The organism is Micromonospora sp. NPDC049900, from assembly GCF_044461025.1.
GTDB lineage: Bacteria > Actinomycetota > Actinomycetes > Mycobacteriales > Micromonosporaceae > Micromonospora.
Window position 1 is genome coordinate 133,044 of the sequence record NZ_JBITKM010000005.1, and the last position, 22,785, is coordinate 155,828.

Below are 22,785 nucleotides of genomic sequence, written 5' to 3' on the forward strand. Positions count from 1 at the left end.
CGGCTCAGCGGCCCAGGTGGGTGGGCATGCTGGTCACCACGATGCCGGGGTGTCGGCGCAGAGCCCGGCGCAGGCGTTGCTCGGTGCGGTAGTGCAGCAGCCGCTGCCAGGGATGCTCCACGATCACGTCGGGCACCACCACGGTGAGGGTCAGGTCGGGACGGCTGCGCCGCAGCGCGCTGACGTACCCGGCCAGCGGCGGGATGACCACGCGGTGCGGCGACAGGATCGTCTCCAGCGGGACGTGGTCGCCCCAGGTGGCCCACTCCGTGCGGAACCGGTCCGCCTCGACCCGCTCCGGGCTCACGTGCAGGGCGAGCGCCGGTTGGCCGAGCGAGCCGACGTAGGCGAGGGTGCGCAGGGTCGCCTGGTTGAGCCGGGCCACCGGGACCAGGAACAGGTGCCGGACCTGCTGCGGGACGATCGACGGCGGCTCGTCCCCGGTCGGCCCCGCGCCGCCGGTCCGGGTCACCGGGTGCAGGCCGAGGGCCTGCTGGACGTGGTCGTAGTGGCGGCGGATCCGGCGGAACAGATGGATCAGCAGCGGTACGGCGAGCACCACCACCCAGGCACCGGCGGTGAACTTCGTGACCGCGGCGGTCACCAGCACCAGCGCCGACAGTGCCGCGCCGATGCCGTTGAGGGTGGCGCGCCGCCGCCAGCCCGGCTCGCGGTGCCGATGCCAGTGGCGGACCATCCCGGTCTGGGAGAGCGTGAAGGCGAGGAAGACACCGACCGCGTAGAGCGGGATCAACGAGTGGGTACGACCGCCGAACGCCACCAGGAGCACCGCGGCGGCGACCGCGAGCACGATCAGCCCGTTGCTCAACGCCAGCCGGTCCCCCAGGTGCAGGAAGCGGCGCGGAACGTAACCGTCACGGGCCATGAAGTACAGCAGGCGCGGCAGGTCGTTGAAGGCGGTGTTCGCGGCCAGCAGCAGCACCAGGGCGGTGGCGGCCTGCACGAGCGCGTACCAGGGGCCGGTGGGGAAGGTGTGCCGGGCCAGTTGGGACAGCAGCGTCTGGTCGGCGCGGGGCACCAGGCCGTTGAGGTGGAACAGCACCACCAGACCGACGAAGATCACGATCAGGATGCCGACCATCCAGGTCAGCACCGTGCGCGCGTTGCGCCACTCGGTGGGACGGAAGACCGGCACCGCGTTGGAGACCGCCTCGATGCCGGTCATCGACGTCGCGCCGGAGGCGAAGGCGCGCAGCACCAGGAGCAGCCCGAGCCCCTCCACGGCCGGCGTCGGCGGTGGGCTGACGACGGTGAACCCGTCGGCGGCGGCCCGCACCAGCCCGACGACGATCAGCCCGAGCACGGCGACCAGGAAGAAGTACGTCGGCGCGGCGAAGACGTTGCCCGCGACCCGGATGCCGCGCAGGTTGCCGGTCAGCAGCAGGCCGATGACGGCCAGCGCGAACGGCACGCTGTACGGCGCGAGGGCGGGCAGCGCCGAGGTGATCGCGGCGGCCCCGGCGGACACCGACACCGCGACCGTGAGCACGTAGTCGAGGACGAGACCGGCCGCCGCGCCCAGGCCCGCGCGGGGTCCGAGGGTATCGCTGGCCACCAGGTACGACCCGGCGCCGTGCGGGTACGCGTACACGGTCTGCCGGTACGACGTACCGACCGCGAGCATCAGCACCACCAGTCCCGCCGCGATCGGCAACGACAGTCCGAGCGCGCCGCTGCCGGCGAGGACCAGCACGGTCAGCATCGCCTCCGGCCCGTACGCGACCGAGGAGAGCAGGTCGGAGGCAAGCACCGGCAGCGCGAGGAACTTCGGCATCCGCTCGCGCAGGATCGCCCCGCTGGTCAGCGGCGGTCCGAGCAGCAGTCGACGCAGCCGGCCAAGCGCACGCCCCTCGACGGTGTCCTGTCGTTCGGCGGTGGGGGTGGCGGTCAGCCGACCCGTCTCGTCCGGCACGAACAACACACTGTGCCGACCTGTCCCCGTCGCGGTGCGCACCTCGTCCGCCTGCGGGTCCACCGGCAGGGTGCGTACGGTGTCGTCGACCCGCCACCGCGCGCCGACCCGGCGCAGCACGTCGAGGTCGGCCGGGGACAGCGGCGGCAGTTCGGCGGAGGGGCTGAAGGTCGCCGACCCCGCCGCCTGCTCCGGGTCCTGCCCCGACCTGCCCACCGTGCCTCCGCCTCGTGCCCGCTGCCCGCACCACCGACCATTCCAGGAACCCGGTGCGGGGCGGTGACTCAGCCCGGCAGGCTGACGATCACCTGGTTGCCCCACGGATCCCGCAGCGTGACGACGCCGTCGGCGCGTTCGTGGTCGATTCCGGCGTCGGTCAGGCGCCGCTGCAGCGCGTCGAGTTCTCCGGTGTCGGCGACGTGCACGGTCACCGACCCCAGGCCCAGCGACTCCGGCCGGGTGCCGGCCCCCGCCGAGGACCAGGTGTTGATCGCGAGATGGTGGTGGTAGCCGTCGGCGGCGAGGAACACCGCGCCGTCCCCGCGCCGGGTGACGGCGAAGCCGAGGGCGTCGGCATAGAACTCCTCGGCCCGGTCCAGGTCTCCCCCGCGCAGGTGGACGTGGCCCATGGTCACTCCGTGGGCGCCCGGTCCGGGAGCGCCCGCGCCGAGGTGTGCGGCGATGAACGCGTTCGGGTCGAGCGCCTCGCTGCCCATCACCACCCCGTCGTCCTGCCACCGCCACTGCTCGCGCGGCCGGTCGACATACAGCTCGACGCCGTTGCCGTCCGGGTCGGCGAAGTAGAAGGCCTGGCTGACCCGGTGGTCGGAGGCGCCCTGGAAGGAGGCAGGCGCCACGGTGGCGGTACGCACCAGCGCCTGGGCCAGGGCGGTCGCGTCGGGGAAGAGGAACGCCGAGTGGTACAGCCCGGCCTGGCGCGGATCGTCGGCGGGCCGGTCGGCGACCACCAGCCGGAGCAGCGGTACGCCGTCCCGGCCGAGCACCGTCTCCCGCTCGTGCTGGCCGACCGTGGTCAACCCGACACCCTCGGTGTAGAACCGGCGGAGCCCGTCGAGGTCGGCGGTGAGCAGTTCGACCGGCCCCATCCGGGTGCCGGCACCCAGGGCGCTCTGCGGTGGCGTCCCCGGCTCGGCCGCGCCGGGTCGGGCGAGGGTCCAGCCGAGCGTGACGACGATGCCGATGGTGACGACGACGGCGAGGGTCGAGCGCCAGCGGCGGCGCGGGGCGACGCGTCCGGCCGGTCGTCGGCGGGAGGTGGCCATGGCAGGTCCTTTCGTAATGGCGGAGGGGGTCAGCGGTCGGTGCCGACGGCACGGACACCGTCGGCCCGTAACCGTTCGCGCAACAGTCGTAAGGTGTTGATCTCGTTCTGCTGGCCGGCCCGCATCGACGCGGCCAGGTCACGGACCTCGGGTACCGGATCGGCGGCCAGGACCGCGTCGACCATGGCGATCCCGCCGAGATGGTGTCGGATCATCAGCTCGGTGAACCGGATGTCGAGGTCGACCCCGGTCGACTCCCGCAACTGGTCGAGTTCCTCGGGGGTGGCCATGCCGGGCATCGGCGCGCCGGCACGCGGGGTGCCGTGGTGCGCGGCGCCGTGCTCCCCCATCCAGGCCATCGCGGGACGCTCACCCGTGGGCGACAGCCTCCACCCGGACAGCCAGGTGCGCATGATCCCGATCTGCGCCTGCTGGGTGAGGGCGATGTCCATGGCCAGCGGCCCGACCTCCCGGTCGGCGGTCCGGCCGTGCACGATCATGGACATCTCGACCGCCTGGGCGTGGTGCGTGGCCATGTCGCGGGCGAAACCCGCCTCCGGCGAGGCGTCGTTCGGCGCGCGGACCACGGGCACGAGCAGGCCGGCGGCCAACCCCAGGGCGACCAGCAGGAACGCGCCGACCACGACCGGCCCGGGTCGGTGCCGACGGGCGGACACCGACCGGGCGGTCTCGGGGACGTTCGTCACCACTGCGCGCTAGCCGAGAGGTGCGGTGCCGGTGGTGGTCACACCGCCCGAGCAGGTAGCGCCCCGCTCCGGGCCGGCATTGATGCGTGCCGCCCGGACGAACTCGTCGATCCGCCCGTCGTCGGCGGAGGTGACCGTCAGGCGGTAGCCCCACGCCTGCACCGAGATCGGGGCGTCGAGCCCGTCGTACGGGCTGAGCATCAGGTAGTCCACGCCGCGAACCCGGTCGGCCAACCGCGCGACCTGGCCAGCCGGCAGGTCGGGGCGGTGGGTGATCCACACCGCGCCGTGCTCCAGGCTGTGCGTCGCGTGTTCGGCGGCGATCGGGGCGTCGTAGACGACGCCGTTGCAGTTCTGCCACACGCTGTTGTGCGTGCCGCCCACCGACGGGTTGACCTCGTAGCTGAGCGGCCCGCCGCGATGCTCGGTGGTCAACCACGACGGATTCGCCGACACGTAGTCGACGACGCCGGGTACCGCGGCCAGTCGGGACGACCACGGCCGGACACCGTCCCGGAGGCTGAACGCGCCGTAGCCGACGATCGCCACGGCCAGCATCCCGACCGCGGTGAACGCGGCGACGGAGGCCCAGGACCGGCCCGGCCGCACCACCACGGCCTTGCGGCTCCGGCGGCCCGAGGTGCGGGTGTTCGCGGTGCGGGCGGTCTTCGTAGTGGTCCGGCCCTTGCCGCCGGGCTTGCGGTTCGCGGGGCGGCCGGACGCCTTGGCGCGGCCGGACGAGGAGGAGGAGTTCATGACGGATCTGCTTTCGTGACGAAGGATGAGCCCGGCCTTCCGGGCAGCAGGCGGCCACCGACGGGGGCGGCACGGCGTCGGATGACGCCGACCGCGCCACGCCGAACGGCGGCCAGGGGCGTCCCGGCGTGCGGGTCACGGGCACACCGAGGGTGCGGGACCGGCGGTCCCGGGTCAGGAGAGGTGGGAACGGTCCGTCGCACCACGCACCCGAACGGGTGGCGGCCTACGCGAGGGGCGTTCCACACGCACCGTCGCAGCGCGCCGGAGCTGTCACGACGTGCCGCGAAGCAGGCCGGCCTACGTGCGGAAGACGGCCAGTTGCGTCAAGCGGGGACGAAGATGGTCCAGCAACGGAAGCGAGACCTGCCGGTCCGGCCGGGGTGGGACGGGACGCCACCGGGTCGGCGGGAGCGCCGGCAGGACGCTGATCGTGGTGGGCGCGACAGTCAGCTTCTGGGCGCGGCACGCCTGCTTGCCGGGGCGCAAAGGATCGGCCGGACATGTCCGGTCGTCGTCCTGCACGACGGGGGTGCCGGCCGGCGGCGCGGGGTGCCCGTCCTGCACGGAGGCGGGCAGCGTCGCCGCGCGGTGGCGTCCGGCTGCCGTCCCGGCTGCCGGCTGAGCCGCGATGAGCAAGAGCAGAAGGCCCAGCAGCACACCCAGACGGCGGGCGAGGCGTTGCCCGCCCCACCCGCTGATCGACGTGCCCGGCCTGGTCATCGCGGCACAGCATATCCGGTCCGGCCCGACTACTGATCATCCCGGCTTCGCGCTGCCCAGGCTGCCGCGCCGCGTCTGCCCGGCCCGTCGCGCGGAGGCATCCGGGCGTGGGTACCGACGCCGGCTGCCCCCGCCGGTGGCGGACCGGACGGCCACCGCGTTGGCCGTCACGACCATGGCGATGCCGAGCCACTCGTGCGGCCGGAGCACCTGACCGAGCAGCACCAGACCGGCGAGCGCCGCCAGCACCGGGTGGACGCTCATGAAGACGCCGAAGAACCGGGCCGGCACGGTGCGCAGCGCGACGAGGTCGGCCGCGTACGGCACCACCGAGGCGAGGACACCGGCGGCGACGGCGAACAGCAGCGCGGTGCCGACCAGCCGTCCCTGGGCCAGCAGCACCGCCGCGACCGGCAGGGCGAGCAGCGCGGAGACCAGGCTCGCCGCGGCCGTGGCCTGCAACCCCGGCAGCCGGGCCCCGACGAGCCGGTTGAGCAGGATGTACGACGCCCAGCACGCCGCCGCGAGCAGACCCAGCGCCACCCCGAACAGGTCGCTGGCCGGGCCCGGCAGGACCAGCACGTAGACGCCGAGGCAGGCGCCGAGGGCGCAGAGCAGGTCACGGCGGGTCCGGGAGCCGGCCAGCGCGACGGCGAGCGGGCCGAGGAACTCCAGGGTGACGGCCAGGCCGAGGCCGATCCGGTCGACCGCGCTGTAGAGGCTGAGGTTCATCGTGGCGAAGACCACCCCGAGCAGCAGCGTCGGCCACCACTGCGCCCAGGTGAACCGGCGCAGGTCGGGTCGTACGGTCGGCAGGAGCACCGCCGCCGCGACGAGTTGCCGCACGGCCACCACCCCGGCGGGCCCGATGGCACCGAAGGCGTGCGCTCCCAGGGCCGCCCCGACCTGGTTGCTCGCCGCGCTGCCGGTCATCGTGACGATCCCGCGCAGCAGCGGTCCCCGGCCGACACCGGCCACCGGGCCGTCGCTCGGGGTGACGTCGTCGCGCCGTACTGTCCCCACCGTCATGAGGGCAGTGTCGAGCGCCCCGTTTGATACCGGAAATGCATCAGCCGGTCCACCTATACGCTGAGCGTATGGATGTGCAGCTCCGGCAACTCCGTACGCTGGTCGCGGTGGTCGACGCCGGCACGTTCACCGACGCGGCGAGGGTCCTGGGGGTCTCCCAGGCGGCGGTCTCCCGGTCGATCGGCGCGTTGGAGGCCACGCTCGGCACCCGGCTGCTCCAGCGGACCACCCGACACGTCTCGCTCACCGGCACCGGCACCCGGGTCCTCGCCGCCGCGCGCCGGGTCCTCGACGACGTCGCCCACCTGCACCGGATCGTCGAGGAGTCCCGCGCCGAGCTGCGCTTCGGCTACGCCTGGGCGGCGTTGGGCAAGCACACCCGACGGCTGCAACGCGCCTGGGCCGCCGCCCACCCGCAGGTGCCGTTGATGTTCGTGCACTGCAACACGCCGACCGCCGGGCTCAGCGAGGGCAGCGCCGACGTCGCCGTGGTCCGGCGGCAGCTCACCGACCCCCGTTTCGACAGCGTGCTGCTCGGGACGGAGTCCCGCTACGCCGCCGTGGCCACCGACAACCCGCTGGCCCGGCGACGGTCGGTACGCGTCGCCGACCTGGTCCGGTACCCGTTCGCCATCGACAGTCGCACCGGCACCACCACCCCCGCGTTGTTCCCGCCGGGTGCGGCACCCGACACGATCCGCACCACGCACAGCGTCGACGAGTGGCTCACCCTGATCGCGGCCGGTCAGGCGGTCGGCATCACCTCGGAGGCCACCGCCAACCAGAATCCCCGCCCCGGGGTGGCGTACCGGGCCGTCCGCGACACCCCGCCGATCCCGGTCTGGTTGGCCTGGTGGAAGGACGACCCGCCGGCCCACCTCACCGAGCTGGTCACCCTGGCCTGCGAGGCGTACCGCAGCGGCCGACCCACGCCGGAGCAGGCCGGGTAGCCCTCAGGAGCCGGGCGGCGGGAGCGGCAGCTCGACGGGGGACGCCTCGTCGACCCGCGTGGCGGAGTGCGCCGGCGGACGCATGTCGGTGCGCGGCAGCCGGCTGTGCAGACGCCCGCCGGTCGGGTCCGTCCGCCCGGACACCTCGCAGGTCACCATCAGGATCGGCGGCGGCGGCGCGGTGAACCGGCCGGCACCCCACCGCACCCACAGCGGTACGCGCCCGGCGTCGGCCTCGGCGCGCAGCTTGTCCCAGGTACGCCGCCGGGTGCCGTGGTCGACCTCGACGACGACCGGTGGCCCGTCCGGGCGGGCACACGCCACGTCCAGGACCGACTGCCGGTCCGACATCGGCGGCGGCAACGGCACCACGCTGGGCGCGCGCCGATAGACCCGCCAGCCCCGCTCCCCCGCCCAGCGCACGACCTCGTCGATCAGCCGGGCGGTGACCTGGTCGACGGTCAGGTCGGTGAAGGTGACCGCGTCGAGCCGGACCGCCAACGACGCCGCCACCCGTTCCGCGTCGACAGCCACCGCCGCAGGGTAGCGGTCGCGCCCGACGCGCCGCACCGGCGGCCCGGTGCCCGGACGGACTGTCAGCACAACGGCGGCCCGGTGCCCGGACGGCGAGCGGCCCGGCGTCACCGATCCGACGGACCGCCGCGTCGACCCTGGAGGAAGGCGATGACACACCAGACGACGAATCCGAGCAGCGCCACGGTGATCACCACAGCGGTGAGGTGCCAGGGCTTCACGTGGTCCTCCTCTGTCGCCGACCGTTCGACACACAGTAGTCGTCGCCGTCCACCCAGTACACGCGGATCACTGCTCGACGGCCGCCGGGCGGTAGGTGGCCTGGTTGCCGCCCGCGCGTTTGGCCGCGTACATGGCGCGGTCGGCCTGGGCGAGGGCGTCGCCGACCGCGTACGCGGGTCCGCTGGCCACGCCGACGCTGACCCGGGCACGCCACACCGCCATCCCGGCCACCGCGTCCACGGCCCGCTGGGCGACCTTCGTGCCGTCGGCGGTGTCGGCGTCGGGCAGGATCGCGACGAACTCGTCGCCGCCGAGCCGGGCCACGAAGTCGCCCTTGCGGACGCTGGCGGTGAGCACCTGCGCGACGGCCCGCAGCACCTCGTCGCCGGCCGCGTGGCCGAGCGAGTCGTTGATGTGCTTGAACCGGTCGATGTCGACCGCCAGCACCGCCACCAGCCGGTCGGCGGGGCTGCCGGAGGCGGCCAGGGTCCGCAGGAAGACGTCGAGTCCCCGGCGGTTGGCCACGCCGGTGAGCGGGTCGGTCTGCGCCGCCCGTTCGGCCTGCTCGTGCTGCCACCGCAACACGTCGTACGACTGCATCGTCATCGCGGTGTGCAGCCAGCGGTGCCGTTGCCGCCAGAGCAGTTCGGCGAGCGCGTCACCGTAGGTGAGCCCCGGTACGGCGTCCGACGAGCCGTTGATGGTCAGCAGCACCGCGTGCGTCCGGTGCAGGGCCGCCGAGATCAGCCAGTCGGTCTCGACCGGCAGGGCGGACACGGCCCGCTGGATGACCCGGAGCGCCTCACCCGGTCGCCCCGAGCGGCGCAACGCGACGGCGTGGAACGGCCGACACAGCAACAGTTCCTGCTGTTGGCGTAGGCCGGATTCCTCCAGCAGGGCCGCGTACCGGGGAATGTCGGCCGCCGCGCCGGCCGGGTCCTGGCGGTCGGCGCGGGCACACGCGGCGTAGAGCAGCGCCAGCAGCCGCCACACCCGCGCCTGGGGGCCGGACGCCTCGGCCGCCGCGCGGGTCGCGTGCGCCTCGGCGGTGGTGGTGTGCCGCTCCGCCACCGCGACCTGACCCACCTGATACAACTCCAGCGCCCACAGCAGGTTGAGTTCGGCGAGGTTGCACAGCCACATGGCCCGGTTCCCGTTGTCCGGGTAGTCCGGGTGTCGCGTCGTCTCGTACGCCGCCTCGAACTGCGGTGCGGCCAACTCGTAGAGCCGCAGTTGCGCGTAGCCGATAGCGATGCCGGTATGCGCGTTGCCCATGATCACCGGGTCGGGTTCGTCGACGAGCAGGGCGGTCTCGGCACTGACCAGGTCCCGCAGGACCGTCTCCACGTCGTACTCGGAGATGTCCTTGTCACCGACGCGCAGCCGCCGGGTGGCGCGCAGCGACAGCGCGCACGACCGCCATCCGGCGCTGCCCTCGCGGTCCGCAGCAGCCAGCATCAGATCGGCGGCGGCGACGGCGGCCCGCAGCTCACCGAGCCGGGTCAGCGCCACGATCCGGGCGAAGTGCAGTGCCGCCGGTCCGTCGGCGATCTCGCCGGTGGCCTCGCGCAGCGACGTCTCGGCGGTCGCCAGCGTCTGGGCGGCGGCGCCGGTCTGGGCCTCCTCGACGAGTCGCAGCGCCCGGAGGGTCACATCGTCCATGCGGTCCTCCGCACCGCCCAGGAAAGAAACAGGACGATGCTACGACATGAATCCGCCGTGACGTTTCGCCGCCGGTCGGTGTGTGATCACAGCAGGCCGGTCGGATCGGGTGTCGTTCGAGGTCATCCGGTCTGGTGGTGTTCGGTTTCGGTTGGCACGGTTGCTGTGCTTCGTTGCTGCGTGTCCGGCGGCTGTCGGGTCCAGCCGACGAAGCGGCGGTGCAGGGTGCCGGATGGTGCCCAGGGCATGTCCTCGGCGGCCTGGACAAGGTAGACCCCGAGGTAGAGGGCCAGCGACACCGGCGCGTCCGCGTACTCCGCACGCAGCTCGCGCCTCCGGGTCGGACACGGCCACGGCAGGTCGCAGCCCCCGCAACTCCAGATCGGCATGACCGGACCATGGCTGGTCACCGCTGATCCTCCGCCTGCGGCCAGTGCCCTCGGTTGATCGGTACCCGGTGCCGGGCCCGGCACGGCAGGTCAACCCCGCAGTTGCAGATACGCCGCCAGTGTTCCCAGGACCACACCGGCCGATGCCGCCGGGCGAAGGTCAACGCAGCGGTCGAGGTGTACTCGCCATACGACACGCGCCGGGTGCCCACGGTTGGCTGGCCGGACGATGTGTCCACGCGTCGGGTCACCGGATGCCCTCCGGTCGGCGTGTGCTGGCTGATTCGTCATCGCCCTGGCAGCGCCGCAGTTGCCTCGCCTGGTCGAGGAGACGCTGCTGCGCCGCCGCCTGCTCCACGTCCTGATAGCGCTGTCCGGTTCCGGGCGGTGGCGGCGGCTGAGGTCGCCGAAACAGCCACCGGATCAACGCGCGCAGTTCAGACCAGGTCGCCACAGACTCGCCCCCTCGATCGCGCAACAGGGGGCGGACGAGACTCCGTCCGGCCCTATCGGGTCTCAGGCAGGCACAGGCTCGCCGCCGCCAGTGACGGAAACGCTACGAGAGGTCACCGGCTGAGGGAGGGAGAGTTTGTACCTGAGGGACGGTTACCCGATCATGCCGATGGCGAGGGCCAACTCTCGGGCGTCCTCACCGACCGTGCCCGGCCGGTTCGACAGTTCCAGGGCGACAGTGCGGGCGTACGGGTTGTGGCGCACCGTGTCGACGCTCTCCCGCAGCGCCCGTCCGAGCAGGTGGACCGCCGCGACCTCCCCACGGTCCAACATGTGCGCCCGAGCGGCATCGATCAGCGCGGCAGCCCGGCGGGTCTGCGAAGGCAACGCCCGGTAGTCGGTGGCGTCGGCACGCCGCACCGCCTCCCCCGTGCGACACAGGTCCGTCTCGATGGTGACCGCGTACGCCGCACACGCCGCCGATCCGAACATCAGCCACGGGTGGACGTACCCACCACCGAGCCGTCTCGCGGCCGAGTCGGCGGCATCCCACGCCCGCCACGCTCCACCGGCTCGGCCAGCCTTGCTGTGTCCCAGCGCGATGCCGAGTTGCACCTGCCCCCACCGCGCCAACTGCTCACCACCCGCCGCCGGATCGACCAGACCCGCCGCCTCGACCAGCACCTGCTCGGCGGCATCCACCTGGTTAGCGCCCCGATAGACGTGCGCGTAGTACCAGGCCGCCACCGCCATCGCCGCCGGATCGTCGGCCTCCTGAGCGGCCGACATCGCCCGGTCGGCGGTAAGCCACACCAACTCCGGCAACGGTTGGTGCGCCAGGTACAACTGCACCAGGTGATACACCCGCGCCAACTCCACCAACGCCAGCCGACGGTCCCCACCACCGAGCATTCGGGCACTCCGCCGCGCATCCGTCAGCAACCCCGGAAGCACCGCCGCCACCGCCGAACGCTCGGTCGTCGACCGATGCCACAACGCCCACGCCTGATCCACGAGATCACGCATCACGACAACCGGCGTCACCGCGCCCACCGGCACCGACGCCCGCTGCATCACCGCCGCCACCTTGCCGACCTCGGAATGCCCCGCCCTGGTCACCGACGCCACCGGCAACGACTGGTCACCGGTCAGATCCGCAAGATCGGAAATGTCGAGCACCTCGGCCAGCCGCAGCAGCATGGGCAGGCGTGGCGGCAGAAGCCAACCATTCTCCAACGCCTTGACCCACTCCGCGCTACGCCCCACCAACCCGCCGAGAACGGGCCGAGTCTTCCCCGCACGCTCGCGATACATCCGAAGGCGCGCACCGAAGGTCGCGGAATCGCTCATCGTCGTCTCCCAGGTAGCGGTCTGGGCAGCGGACCACCAGCTACTACCCCGGCAGACCACCACAGTCGACGGTACCCCCGCCCACCCCGCCGACGCGGCCTTTACCACGACGTTAGTGCCGCAACCGCCAGGCGAGCGGCCTCGACCTTCGCCACACCACGAACCCCATGGGCCGCGCTCGCTGCGGCCCTCACCTCGACCGGTTGCTGTCAGCACTGACCAATGTCACGCTCGATCCGGGATCGAGTGGCATGCCCGCGCTTCCGCAACCACTCGATCCCTGATCGAGTACGACCTTGAGGCTGGCGGTCCGGCCGCCGTGGTTCAGCGGTTCTGGCTGGTCACCTCGACGATGCCGAGGTTCGGTGCCAGGGCCCGGGCCACCTCCTCGGCGGCGGCCTGGTCTTCGGGCCGCGTCAGGACGATGCTGACCCGGTCGACCCGCAGGGTTGCCCGGACCATCGGATACCGGCCGACGACCGCCCGGAACGCGGCGATCGCCTCCACCGGGACCGCCCCGTCAGCCCCGGTCTCCACGGAGACGGCCGGGTCGACGCCACGGTCGGTGGAGATCAGCACCGTCGTGACGCCGGTCAGCGTGCCGTGTCGGCCGCCGCCGGTGGTCAGGTCGTCGAAGAGTTCCATCGCGCCGACGACGTTGGGCGCGGTGCCGACGATGCGCCATCGGTCGACGTCGGCCCGGGACGGGCGCGAGATGTGGGCCGACGTCACCCGGGAGTCGGTGCTCATCGACCGCCACAACGACACCACCTCGTCGGTGCGGGCGCTGTCGGGCACCACGGCGAAGGTGATGTCGCCGACGGTGATCTTGCCCGAGACGTCGTCGCGGCCGGCGACGTACTGTCGCAGTTCGCCCGCCAGCTCGCTGACCCGGTCGGCCGAGGTGCCCTCCTGCACGGTCAGGGTGCCGGTCGACGTGCCGAAGAAGGGCAGGGTGTTCTCCTCGGTCGCCTGGACGCTCGCCACGTCGGGCGTACCGGCCCAGTCGGCCTCGAAGTCGGCGGCCAGGGCGCTGCCCTTGTTGACGGCGCAACCGGACAACAGGGTCAGACCGAGCACGAACGCGAAGCCGGTCCGGAGTCTGCGCTCAGCCATGCGTCGTCACCGGGACCGGCGGCACGGCGGAAAGACGATCACGATTCACGCCTACTTCCTAGCACGTGCCGTCGAGCCCACCACGGTGCTGACCTGCCGATCCCCACCCGCAGAACGTCAGGAGACGGCCCGGACGGCCCCGTGGTCACCGCCGGTGCGGGCCGTGTCGCGGGCGAAACGCAGTAGCGCGGTGAAGGCCAGCGCCGCCGTGACCGCGCCGCCGACGAGGCGTACCCGGTGCCCGGCGACGAACTCGGCGGCGACCTGACGCAGGTACTCCGGCGAGTGCGTGCCGACCGGGTCCACGAACATGATCTCGTTGCGTGGCCAGAAGAAGGCCGCCGAGAAGAGGAACTCGCAGACCACGAAGACCGCCGTCGCGGAGGCCACCCACCAGCGCAGCCGCCGGTCGCGCCAGGTGAGCGCCGTGGCGGCGAGACTGCCGAGGATCACCGAGGCGCCCAGCGGCGGGAAGTAGTCGCTCGGGCCGCTGACCACCAGGAACTCGCGGGCGCGCAGCAGCGACGCCGGGGCATCGTCGAAGATGTTCGGATAGAGCATGACCGTCTCGGCGGCGACACCGCCGAAGGACATCATCGCCGCCCACACGAGCGCGACGAGCACGATCCAGGTCAGTCGGGTACGGGTCACGACGGGCACCTCCTGGCGCGACGGCGCCCGGACCGGGCGCGCTGACGTCGTCTCCCATGCTGGGTCCGGCGGCCCGCACCGTCTGCCGCCCGCAGGCGCGGTCCGGGTCACCCGTGGGCGTACCCGGTGCGGTGTTTTCGACGCGCGTCGGTGACGGTCCGGGTCGACGCGCGCACGACGACGCCCCGTCGGCGCGGAGCGACCCGCACCGACGAGGCGTCGTCACCGGACGCGGCCTACCGGGTGATGGTGACCGTCGCCTTGCGGAAGTTGTTGCGCTTGTCGTTCTTCGTCGGGTCGTAGCCCTTCTCGACGTTGCCCGCCGTGTCCACCGAGAACCAGTGGAACGTGGTCGTCTCGGTCACGCGGAACACCTGACCCGGCTCCCGGAACTCGGTCGCCTGGTAGCGCGGCGAGTCCAGGGTGGGACGGCTGCCGTCGGTCGTGTAGTAGATGGTGGCCGGTTCGCTGGTCTCGAACCGGACGTCCACCGGGCCCGCGTACCGGCCGCCGCCGGGCACGAGCGTCGACGTCGGCTTCTTCTTGTCCTTGCCCCAGTCCGCCGCGATCCGGAACATCTCCATGATCCCGTTGGCGTACTCCATCGTCTCGGCGTGCCCGCTGACCAGCTCGGGGTTACCCACCCACGGTGGCTGGAACGAGCCGCCCTGCCAGTTGCCGGTGGCCGGGTTGTAGATCGAGCCGCCGACCTCCCAGCCGAACGAGTAGATGCCGTACGTGTGGTAGAGGTCCTCGCGGACGTTGCCCGCCGAGGAGTAGAGGACGTCCGAGGAACCGCCGACGTTCTGCGGCGTCACCACGGTCTGCCGGTGCGCCTTCACCTGCGACAGGATCCGCGCCGCCGACTGCCAGTAGAACGCCTCGTCACCGAGCGGCGGGCGGGGCGTGGTGATCCGCCCGTTCGCGATGTACGCGCCGGGCTGCCAGAACAACTGGCCGCCGTTGGAGTGCACGGACATCATGAACTTGATGTTCGAGTACTTCTCGACCAGCCAGATGACGTTCTTCGACTCGGGCTCGGACAGCTTCTCCGGCCCCTGGAACGTGTCGCTGACGCAACTGGTCGAGCCGCCCGCGTACCCGTCGTGGCCCGAACCGACCCGGTAGTTGCGGTTCAGGTCCACGCCCCAGGCGTTGCGGCGGGCCGGGTCGGCGTTGTCGTCCGCGCAGTGGTTGGTCATGTTGCGGCGCTGCGAGGCGAAGTTGTAGAAGCTGTAGTTCGCGCCGTCCGGGTTGTTGGAGAGGATCAGGAAGACGTCGGTGTTGTCGACGATCTTCTTCGTCTCCTTGTCGGTGCGGTAGTTGTGCACCAGCCGTTCGGCCGTCTCCAGCGTGGTCGTCGGCGGCACCCACTCGCGGGCGTGGTCCTGCGCCTGGATCAGCACGCCCGGGTTGCGGCCGTCGCGGTGCTTGCCGATCCGCAGCACCGGGATGGTGGCGGGGCCGCGCGGCACCTCACCCTCCGGCGCGCCGACCCGCTTCTGGTCGAGGAAGTCGGTCAGCGCCACCGGGCCGGTGGTCGCCGCCACGACGCCGGTTCCGGCGTTGCTGCGGTACGGGTGCGACCGGTCGATCAGCCCCTGCGACCGGGTACGCAACGCCTGCGCCACCTCGGCGGCCGTGCTCGCCGCCGCACCGGTGGCGTCGGTGCCCAGCAGGACACGTACCGCCGTGCCGGTCACCTCGACGGTGAGCGGGAGGTTCTCCCCCGACTGGTGCGCGAACTCGACGGTGACGTCGTTGCCGCCCTCGTGCCCCCACGCCGCCGTGCTGACCACCACCGCCGACTGTCCGGTCCCGCCGATCGTGGCCTGCGCCTTGCGCTGGTAGCCGTTGGTGCGGTGCGGCAGGTAGACGATCTCGGCGATCTGCGGGTACTCACGGGCGATCTCCTCGGCCCGCGCGAAGAGCTGCTGCGGGTGCCGGTAGCCGTCGACGAAGTCCGACCGGTAGCCGGGGTTCGCGGTCAGCGGCGGGGCACCGTCCTCCAGCCAGTTCGAGACCGGACCGGTGACCACGCCACCGGTCGAACTGGTCACCCGGATCTGGTCCGGACGGGTGTCGAGTTTGAACAGGTTCCGGTGGAACATGTACTGCCCGGAGTCGACGAACCGGCTCATCGTCCGGGCGAAGCCGAACTCGGTGCCCCGGCCCGAGTCGTTCTCCACCTGCATTCCGACGATCGGCGTGGTCTGCTGGCCCTGCGTGGTGCGCGCCTCGACGTACAGGAAGCCCTGGCCCTTGGTGGTGAACCAGTCGGCGCGGGCGATCCGGACCGCGTTGTCCTCTCCGGCCGCCGCCAGGGTGCGGGCCGCGACGGCCGACAGGCCCCCGTCGGCCTCGTCGCTCCACTCGAAGCCCTCGTCGTCGGCGAGGATCCGTACGCCCATCGCCTCCAGCGCGGTGCGCTCCCGGGCGGTCACCGCCGCCTCGCCCTCGATGCCGTCCGGCACCCGGGTGAGGCCGTGCTCGATGTCGAACCCGGCGGCGACCACCTTGTCCAACATGTCGGCGCCGGTCAACTGGATGCGGACGTGGTCGACGTGGTCGGGTTCGTCGAGACGGATGTCGGTCGGACCATCCGTGCCGGCGGGCACCGCGCCCACCGGCACGGGTGATGCCGCCGCCATGAGAACTCCGCCCACCAGGGCGGGCAGCGCGAAGAGCGCGAGGCGCAGTCGTGTGCGTCGCATCTCCCCTCCTCCTGCTTGTGGCGTGTCACGCACGTCCATCGGTTGCCGTCAAACTAGCCGCGGCGACGGAGGTCGATAGATCTTGAGCTGCGCGGTTGAGGAAACCTTGAGGATTCCGCACACCGGACGGTGCGTGAGGAGGGGTCCCCTGCTATGCACGAGGCGTTAGCCGGGGACCCCTCCTTTCGGCGATCGGCGGCCCGGCCCCGGCTCAGCGCGACAGGTGCCGGGCGAGTTCGGTGCGGTTGCGGACGCCGAGCTTGCGATAGATGTTGCCGAGGTGGAACTCGACGGTCTTGGCCGACACCGCCAGCAGCCGGGCCGCCTCCTGGTTGCTCAGTCCGTCGGCGACGGCACCGGCCACCCTGGTCTCCATCGCGGTCAGCCGGACCTCCGCCTCGGTGCCGGCCGGTCGACCGCGCCCGGTCGACGGCCCCGACGCCGGCGGCCACGGCGGACCCACCGGCCCGGCGGTGACCGCGTCCAGGTCCACGGCGACGCGGGCGAGCAGGCCCGCCGCACCGGTCGCCGCGTACTCGCTGCTGGCCAGTTCGAGCAGCCGGATCGCGTCGACCCGTCGGCCGAGGCGCGCGTGCTGGGCGCCGAGCAGCCAGGCCAGCCGGGCCCGGGAGAGCCGCTCCACCGGCCGGTTGAGTCCGGCGAGCGCCTGTTCCAGCCAGCCCATCGCCGCCGGGTCCGCCGGGTCGGCGATCCAGGCCCGCCAGGCCGGTAGGGCGGGCGCACCCGGCCACTCCAGCGGCGGGTCCGCGATGGCGGCGAGTACGGCCTGCGCGGCGGCGGCGTCCCCGCCCAGCGCGTGGTGGGTGGCGAGTTCCCACCGGTGCTCGAAGACCAGCCCGGAGTTGCTGCCGACCGCCGAGTCGACCAGCCGCCCCACCACGCCGACCCACGCCTCGACGTCGCCCGAGGCCAGGTGCAGCGCGGCGGCGCACTCGGCGATGTGGAACCCGACCCAGGCCGACCCCGAGCGGGCCGCCAGCACCCGCGCCTCGTCCAGACAGCGCCGCGCCTGCGCCAGGTCACCGCAGAGCGCCTCGCACTTGGCCAGCCACGACACGATCTCGGCCTGGAGGTCGAGCCGCCCCGCCTCGACCGCGTACGCCTGGGCGCGGCGCAGCGTCGCCCGGCCGCGCAGCAGGTCACCGGACCAGGCGTCGCCCATCCCGAGCATGGTGGTGAACCGGGCCCGCCGGGCCGGGTCGGCCGCTTCGTCGTCGGACACCCAGCGCTCGACGAGGGCGGCGAATCTCGGGCGCACCTGGTCGGGTCGCAGCGCGCTCAACGTGGCGATCATCGCGCACTCCAGAAGGAGCGGATCGTCGTGCAGCCCGGCGCTGGCGAAGAGGCGCAACGCGTCGTCGGTCTCCCGGGACGCGATCCGCCGCCCGGTCCGGGCGCCCACCGCGCAGCCGACGGCGTGGTGCAGGAACTCGACCTCGGGACGGGGCGGGTGGGTTCGCAGCCGCGCCAGCCGCCGGACGATCGGCGGCAGGACGGTCGGGTCGGCGGTCCGGGACACCGCGACGAACGCCTCCGCCACCAGCCGGGCGGCGGTCACCGGGTCGGCGGCCCGGTCGGCGGCGGCCAGCAGTCGGTCGGCGTCCTCCGGCCGATGGCCGCACCGGTCGATGTCCACGTCCGTCACCTTCGTCGTACCAGCGCAGCAGCCACACCCTAGCTGGGGATCCTCCCAGGGTGCGGTGGACCCGGCGACTGATTGCCGACTCAGCGGCGGGAGAGCGTCCCGGCGGGTGCGACGGTACCGCTCATGATCCTTCGTAACCGCAAGAGAGTGGCGATGGTCGTCGCTCCGCTGTTCGCCATACCGCTGGCGGTGGCCGCCGGCAGCACCGCCGCCTCCGCCGTCGAGCCGTCCGAGCGCACGCGCCTGTCGTACGCCCGGATCTGCGACCCGACCGGCTGCTACCTGTCCTGGCGGGTGGTCGACAGCGACAAGGACGGCTTCAGCGACGCCGACGAGGTGGCGGCGGGCACCGACCCGTGGGACCCGGCGAGCCGGCCCAGCCTGGAGGTCGCCGCGGAACTGGCCTCGGTGAACAAACTGCCGTCCTTCGGGTACGGGCGGGGCAGCTTCATCGCGTTCCCGGCGGAGCTGATCAAACTCCGGGAGACCACCACCAACCTGCCCGCCCTGGGGGTCTTCGCGCTTCCGGTGCGGCAGGAGGCCTACACCCGGCTGGGCGTCGACCTGAAGCAGTTCGACGCGCTCAGACTCTCGGTGCAGCGCGACGGCGTGGCGATCGGCCGGGGCACCCGGTCGCAGGCCGTCGGCGAGCCGGGCAGCCCGCTGATCACGCCGTTCGAGTCGATGTTCGTCGAGTTCGAGCCGGGCGAGACGACGCACAGCCCGGCCGCGTACGGCGGGGTCGTGAAGACCGAGAAGCCGTGGTTCGGCGACTTCGACTACCGGCTGTTCTACGCCGACGGGTCGCGCGACGACGTCGAACTGGTGCCGGGCGGATCGGTGCGGGAACACGTCAACGCCGACGGGTCCGCAGGCAACACCATCTTCACCCAGTACGAGGAGCGCGGCCAGCCCGGCGACCTCTACACCGAACAGACCGTCACGGTCTTCGACTCGCACGGTCGCCTGGTCAGTGAGACCACCACCAAGAGCCACACCAAGAACGGCCAGTCGGACACCCACTCGGAGACGACCCTGCACCTCTACGACCAGAACGGGAAGAAGACGGGCACCGTCCATGTGGAGAGCGTCACCTACAACAGCTCGACCCACAGCTCCGGCAACCAGACCGTCACCACCTGCGACAACAGCGGCAACTGCGGCGACGGCATCCACACCCACTACGACTCCGACGACGACTCCGGCGGCGACCACGGCGACGACGACAGCGGCCACGGTGGCCAGGAGGGCGACCACGGGTACGTCAACCCCGACTACTCCGGCGACGTGGTCTCCGTGCTGACCGGCGCCGACGGCATCACCCGCTTCCTCGGCGCGAACATCACGCCGGTCCGCAACTGGACGCCGCCGTACGCCAACGGCACCATCCCGGAGAACAAGCTGAGCGGGATCATCTACGTCGACGACACCGCCAACGCGTACAACACGGTCTTCTCCGAGCCCCGGATCAGCGGGGCGCAGCCGGAGCACGTACCCGGCCTCTCCCAGCCCTGGATCGGCGCGCCGCCGCGGAACCCGGACGGCTGCAACGGCCTCTGCTGAGCACCTGGCCGGGCGTCGTCGACTCGACGGCGCCCGGACAGTGCGGGCGCGGTCACTCGCCGTAGAGTGTCCTAGGAGGATAGCTGGATAGCATCGATATCCTTCACCGCATGGTCGCCGCCACGCTCCGCCGCCACACCGCCGCCGGACTCCTCGCCAGCACGCTCGCTCTCACCGGGACGCTGCTGGCACCGGCCACCCCCGCGCTCGCCGCCGATCCCGCCTACCGCTCGCTGCGCACCGCCGCCAACCCGGACTGGATGCGCCGCCTGCCCGACTCCGCCGGTCTCGCCGCGCTCTCCCTGCCCGGCACCCACGACACCCTCTCCATCCACGGTGGAGCCTGGACCCAGACCCAGGAGAACCACGGCGACAGCGCCGCCACCCTCGCCGCCCAACTCGACGCCGGGATCCGGGCGATCGACGTCCGGCTCCGGATCAACGGCGGCAACACCTTCACGGTCCACCACGGTGCCACCTACCAGCAGGCCAACTTCGACGACGTGCTGCGGGTGCTCGGCACCTTCCTGACCGCCCGCCCCAGCGAGACGGTGGTGATGCGGCTCAAGCACGAGTGCACCGGCGAGGTCGGCTCGTGCACCGACGCCACCGGTCAGCTCGGCTTCGCCGACATCTTCGACCGCTACCGGGCCGCCCGGCCGGGCCTGTTCTGGACGCCGTCGGTCGACCGGACCACGGGCGCCGCCGTACCCGCCCTCGGTGCGGTGCGCGGCCGGGTCGTCCTCGCGGTGCTGCACGGCCCGCGTGGCGGCCGGTACGGCCAGTACGGGCTGGCGCAGTTCGCCGACTGGGGCCACGGCTCCTCCACCTACGTGCAGGACGACTACGACGTGCCGAACGTCGGGGCGATCGCCACCAAACGCGACCGGGTCCGCCGGCATCTCGACGCCACCAGTGCCGGCGACCCGACCCGGATGTACGTCAACTTCGCCAGCGGGTCCAGCGTCTTCGCCACCCCGGCCGCGGTGGCCGGTGGCGCGCTCGGCGTGCAGGGCGTCAACCCGTTCCTGCTGACGTACCTCAACGAGGGCCCGCAGGTGCACCCGCCGGTACGCCGTACCGGTCTGCTCATGCTCGACTTCCCCGGCGGCGGCCTGGTCGACCGGATCATCGCGGTCAACGCGTTCGGCTGAGTCGACGCTCCGGGGCGGACCGCCCGCCCCTCCCCCGGCACCTCCGGATCGGCCGGTGTGCCCGCCGCACCGGCACCGGCGGTGGGCCGTGCGGACGAAAGATCTTCGCTCCGGTGGCCCGGCTTGATCGTTGCGCCTATCGTCGGGCCCGGCCCGGGATCCGACGAGGCGAGGAGCACCATGACCAGCCCGGTACTCTCCGTGACGAAGCCCTCCGACCGACTGGGCACCGGTGCCCGCGTCGGCATCGGGCTCGTGCTGCTGCTTCCCGCCTTCCTCGCCCTGCTCTGGTCCTATCTGCTACCCACCGGGCTGGCGATCGCGCGGTCGACGACCCGGGACAACCTGCTCGGTCCAGCGACCGACGTCGGCGCCGAGCACTATCGACAGCGCTTCGAGCAGGGCGTCGTCGGCGAGTACCGGATGGCGCTGCTGTTGACGCTCGTGCCGCTCGTGCTGGCCCTGCTGGTCGCCCCGCTGCTGGCCCTGCTCGCCGACCGGGCCGGGCGCGGGCCCCGGCTCGCGGCCCGCGCCCTGCTGGCCGTGCCGGTCGCCGGGTACGCCCCGGTGGCGCTGCTGCTCGGCTGGCGTCTCGACCGCGTCGAGCCCCGAGCGGCCGTGGAAAGCCCGTACGCGACGCTCGTGGAACTGACCGCCGTCGGCAGCGCCGGGCTGGTCGTCGCCGTCGCCACCACCGCCTTCCTCGCCACGCTGCGCGGCCGTCGCCGCCCGGCCGACGCGCTGCCCGCGGCGGCGACCGTGGCCGGTCTGCTGGTGCTCGGCATCGTCGCGGCCACGTTGCAGAGCTTCGTGGCACCGTTGCTGGCCGCCAGCAACCGGGCCCAGTTCCCGCTGACGACCATCGTGGTGCAGTCCCTGGCCCGGATGGACGTGGGCCGTGGTTCTGCCGACGCGGTGCTGCTGCTCGCCGTCCTGGCCGTGCTGGGCCTGGCCGCGACGACCCTGCTGCTGGTCACCCGCGCCCGGATCGAGCTCGCCGACGCGGACGCCGGCAGCCGCACCCCGTCCACGCCGGCAGCAACCGTCGGGGCGGCTTGGCCCGCGTCCGACGCCACCGCCACACCGACCTGGCCGGCGTCCACCCCGCCGGACTCCGCAACGAGCGGGGGCAGCGGTCCGACGAGCGGCGGCAGCGGCCCGGCCCGGATCGGGTTGGCCGTGGCGGGGGTGGTCGCCGTCGGCCTGATGCTGTGGGTGGCGTGGCCGTGGCTGCGTCGCAGCCTCCGGTTCACCAACGACCTCGGACCGGTGCCGGGCGCCGCTCTGTCCGACATGCTCATCTGGACCTGGCTGCCGACGCTGGTCGCGACGCTGGTCACGATCACCGTCGCGGTGGCCGGTGGCTTCGCCATCGGCGGGCTGCGCCCGCTGGGCCGGTTCAGCGAACTGCTCCTACTGCCGTTCGCGCCGTGGCTCTTCGTCGGCACCGGGCCGCTCGCCGTCGAGTCCTACCTGCGTACCCGTGACTTCGACCAGGTCAACACCTTCCTGGGGGTGATCCCGCCCGGCTGGGTCAGCATCCCCGCGCTGTTCCTGTTCACGCTGCTGTTCCGTGGGTTGGAGCCACAGTGGCGGGCGGGTGGCGGGTTCGGCCGCACCATGCTCGCCCCGGCCGTACCGATGGTGCTGCTGGCCGGTCTGGTGACCTGGCTGGTCAGCTCCGGGCAACTGCTGTGGCCGTGGATCGTGGCACAGACCCCGAGCACCCGGACCGCACCGGTCGAGGCGCTGGCGCAGGGCACCACCGGCCGGGTCCCCACCGACGAGCTGGCCCTTGGCGCGCTGCTCCCGCTGCCGATGCTGCTGCTGTTCCTGGCCGCGCTGGTCGTGCTCCAGGTGCGCTACCTCGACCGGCTGGCGATCCGGGTCGGTCGGGCACCGGAGCGATCCTGACCGGCCCCGGCGGCGG

The 22,785-nt window shown here is 72.6% G+C and carries 18 protein-coding genes; 4 read left to right on the forward strand and 14 right to left on the reverse strand.

Going from position 1 to position 22,785, the window contains the following annotated elements:
* Window positions 1–4: 4 nt before the first annotated feature.
* The 6 genes from ACIBMZ_RS14560 to ACIBMZ_RS14585 form a co-directional block, all read right to left on the reverse strand.
* Entirely contained in the window at window positions 5–2,149 is a 2,145-nt protein-coding gene (locus ACIBMZ_RS14560) for an APC family permease (RefSeq protein ID WP_396693761.1), read from the reverse strand.
* A gap of 68 nt (window positions 2,150–2,217) precedes the next feature.
* Entirely contained in the window at window positions 2,218–3,216 is a 999-nt protein-coding gene (locus ACIBMZ_RS14565) for a VOC family protein (protein ID WP_396693763.1), read from the reverse strand.
* Window positions 3,217–3,245: 29 nt separating this feature from the next.
* The gene (locus ACIBMZ_RS14570; protein ID WP_396693764.1) at window positions 3,246–3,923 is read right to left on the reverse strand and encodes a DUF305 domain-containing protein; all 678 of its coding nucleotides are present in this window, start codon (window positions 3,921–3,923) and stop codon (window positions 3,246–3,248) included.
* Between the two features lie 9 nt (window positions 3,924–3,932).
* Window positions 3,933–4,679 (reverse strand): DUF3105 domain-containing protein, encoded by a 747-nt coding sequence (locus ACIBMZ_RS14575; RefSeq protein WP_396693766.1) that lies wholly within the window; start codon window positions 4,677–4,679, stop codon window positions 3,933–3,935.
* A gap of 300 nt (window positions 4,680–4,979) precedes the next feature.
* The gene (locus ACIBMZ_RS14580) at window positions 4,980–5,402 is read right to left on the reverse strand and encodes a hypothetical protein (protein WP_396693768.1); all 423 of its coding nucleotides are present in this window, start codon (window positions 5,400–5,402) and stop codon (window positions 4,980–4,982) included.
* A gap of 36 nt (window positions 5,403–5,438) precedes the next feature.
* A complete protein-coding gene (locus ACIBMZ_RS14585) occupies window positions 5,439–6,431 on the reverse strand; it encodes an EamA family transporter (RefSeq protein ID WP_396693770.1) in 993 nt (330 codons plus the stop codon).
* Between the two features lie 68 nt (window positions 6,432–6,499).
* On the opposite strand from ACIBMZ_RS14585, the gene ACIBMZ_RS14590 reads away from it, so the two are divergent.
* Window positions 6,500–7,381 (forward strand): LysR family transcriptional regulator, encoded by an 882-nt coding sequence (locus ACIBMZ_RS14590; RefSeq protein ID WP_396693772.1) that lies wholly within the window; start codon window positions 6,500–6,502, stop codon window positions 7,379–7,381.
* Window positions 7,382–7,384: 3 nt separating this feature from the next.
* Here the strand turns inward: ACIBMZ_RS14590 and ACIBMZ_RS14595 are convergent, their stop codons facing one another.
* From ACIBMZ_RS14595 to ACIBMZ_RS14630, 8 genes are all read right to left on the reverse strand, one after another.
* On the reverse strand, window positions 7,385–7,915 hold the full coding sequence (locus ACIBMZ_RS14595) for a hypothetical protein (RefSeq protein ID WP_396693774.1): 531 nt from the start codon (window positions 7,913–7,915) through the stop codon (window positions 7,385–7,387).
* A 288-nt stretch (window positions 7,916–8,203) separates the two neighbouring features.
* Window positions 8,204–9,799, reverse strand: a complete 1,596-nt coding sequence (locus ACIBMZ_RS14600) for a diguanylate cyclase (RefSeq protein WP_396693775.1) — start codon at window positions 9,797–9,799, stop codon at window positions 8,204–8,206.
* Between the two features lie 122 nt (window positions 9,800–9,921).
* Window positions 9,922–10,209, reverse strand: coding sequence for a hypothetical protein (locus ACIBMZ_RS14605; protein WP_396693777.1), 288 nt, complete (start codon window positions 10,207–10,209; stop codon window positions 9,922–9,924).
* A 585-nt stretch (window positions 10,210–10,794) separates the two neighbouring features.
* Entirely contained in the window at window positions 10,795–11,991 is a 1,197-nt protein-coding gene (locus tag ACIBMZ_RS14610; protein ID WP_396693779.1) for a helix-turn-helix domain-containing protein, read from the reverse strand.
* Window positions 11,992–12,315: 324 nt separating this feature from the next.
* Entirely contained in the window at window positions 12,316–13,107 is a 792-nt protein-coding gene (locus tag ACIBMZ_RS14615; protein ID WP_396693781.1) for a hypothetical protein, read from the reverse strand.
* 117 nt (window positions 13,108–13,224) lie between these two features.
* The gene (locus ACIBMZ_RS14620) at window positions 13,225–13,758 is read right to left on the reverse strand and encodes a DUF1772 domain-containing protein (protein WP_396693783.1); all 534 of its coding nucleotides are present in this window, start codon (window positions 13,756–13,758) and stop codon (window positions 13,225–13,227) included.
* A 236-nt stretch (window positions 13,759–13,994) separates the two neighbouring features.
* Complete coding sequence (locus ACIBMZ_RS14625; protein WP_396693785.1) at window positions 13,995–16,472, reverse strand: M14 family zinc carboxypeptidase; 2,478 nt, start codon at window positions 16,470–16,472, stop codon at window positions 13,995–13,997.
* 211 nt (window positions 16,473–16,683) lie between these two features.
* Entirely contained in the window at window positions 16,684–18,129 is a 1,446-nt protein-coding gene (locus ACIBMZ_RS14630; protein ID WP_396693786.1) for a LuxR C-terminal-related transcriptional regulator, read from the reverse strand.
* 132 nt (window positions 18,130–18,261) lie between these two features.
* Between ACIBMZ_RS14630 and ACIBMZ_RS14635 the strand changes: the two genes are divergently transcribed.
* The 3 genes from ACIBMZ_RS14635 to ACIBMZ_RS14645 all read left to right on the forward strand — a co-directional run bounded on the left by ACIBMZ_RS14635 (window position 18,262) and on the right by ACIBMZ_RS14645 (window position 22,769).
* Window positions 18,262–19,701, forward strand: coding sequence for a thrombospondin type 3 repeat-containing protein (locus ACIBMZ_RS14635; RefSeq protein WP_396693788.1), 1,440 nt, complete (start codon window positions 18,262–18,264; stop codon window positions 19,699–19,701).
* A 110-nt stretch (window positions 19,702–19,811) separates the two neighbouring features.
* Window positions 19,812–20,855, forward strand: coding sequence for a phosphatidylinositol-specific phospholipase C (locus ACIBMZ_RS14640; RefSeq protein ID WP_396693790.1), 1,044 nt, complete (start codon window positions 19,812–19,814; stop codon window positions 20,853–20,855).
* Window positions 20,856–21,035: 180 nt separating this feature from the next.
* Window positions 21,036–22,769 carry a sugar ABC transporter permease gene (locus tag ACIBMZ_RS14645; RefSeq protein WP_396693792.1) on the forward strand — a complete coding sequence of 578 codons (1,734 nt, stop codon included), beginning with the start codon at window positions 21,036–21,038 and terminating at the stop codon, window positions 22,767–22,769.
* Window positions 22,770–22,785 lie beyond the last annotated feature (16 nt).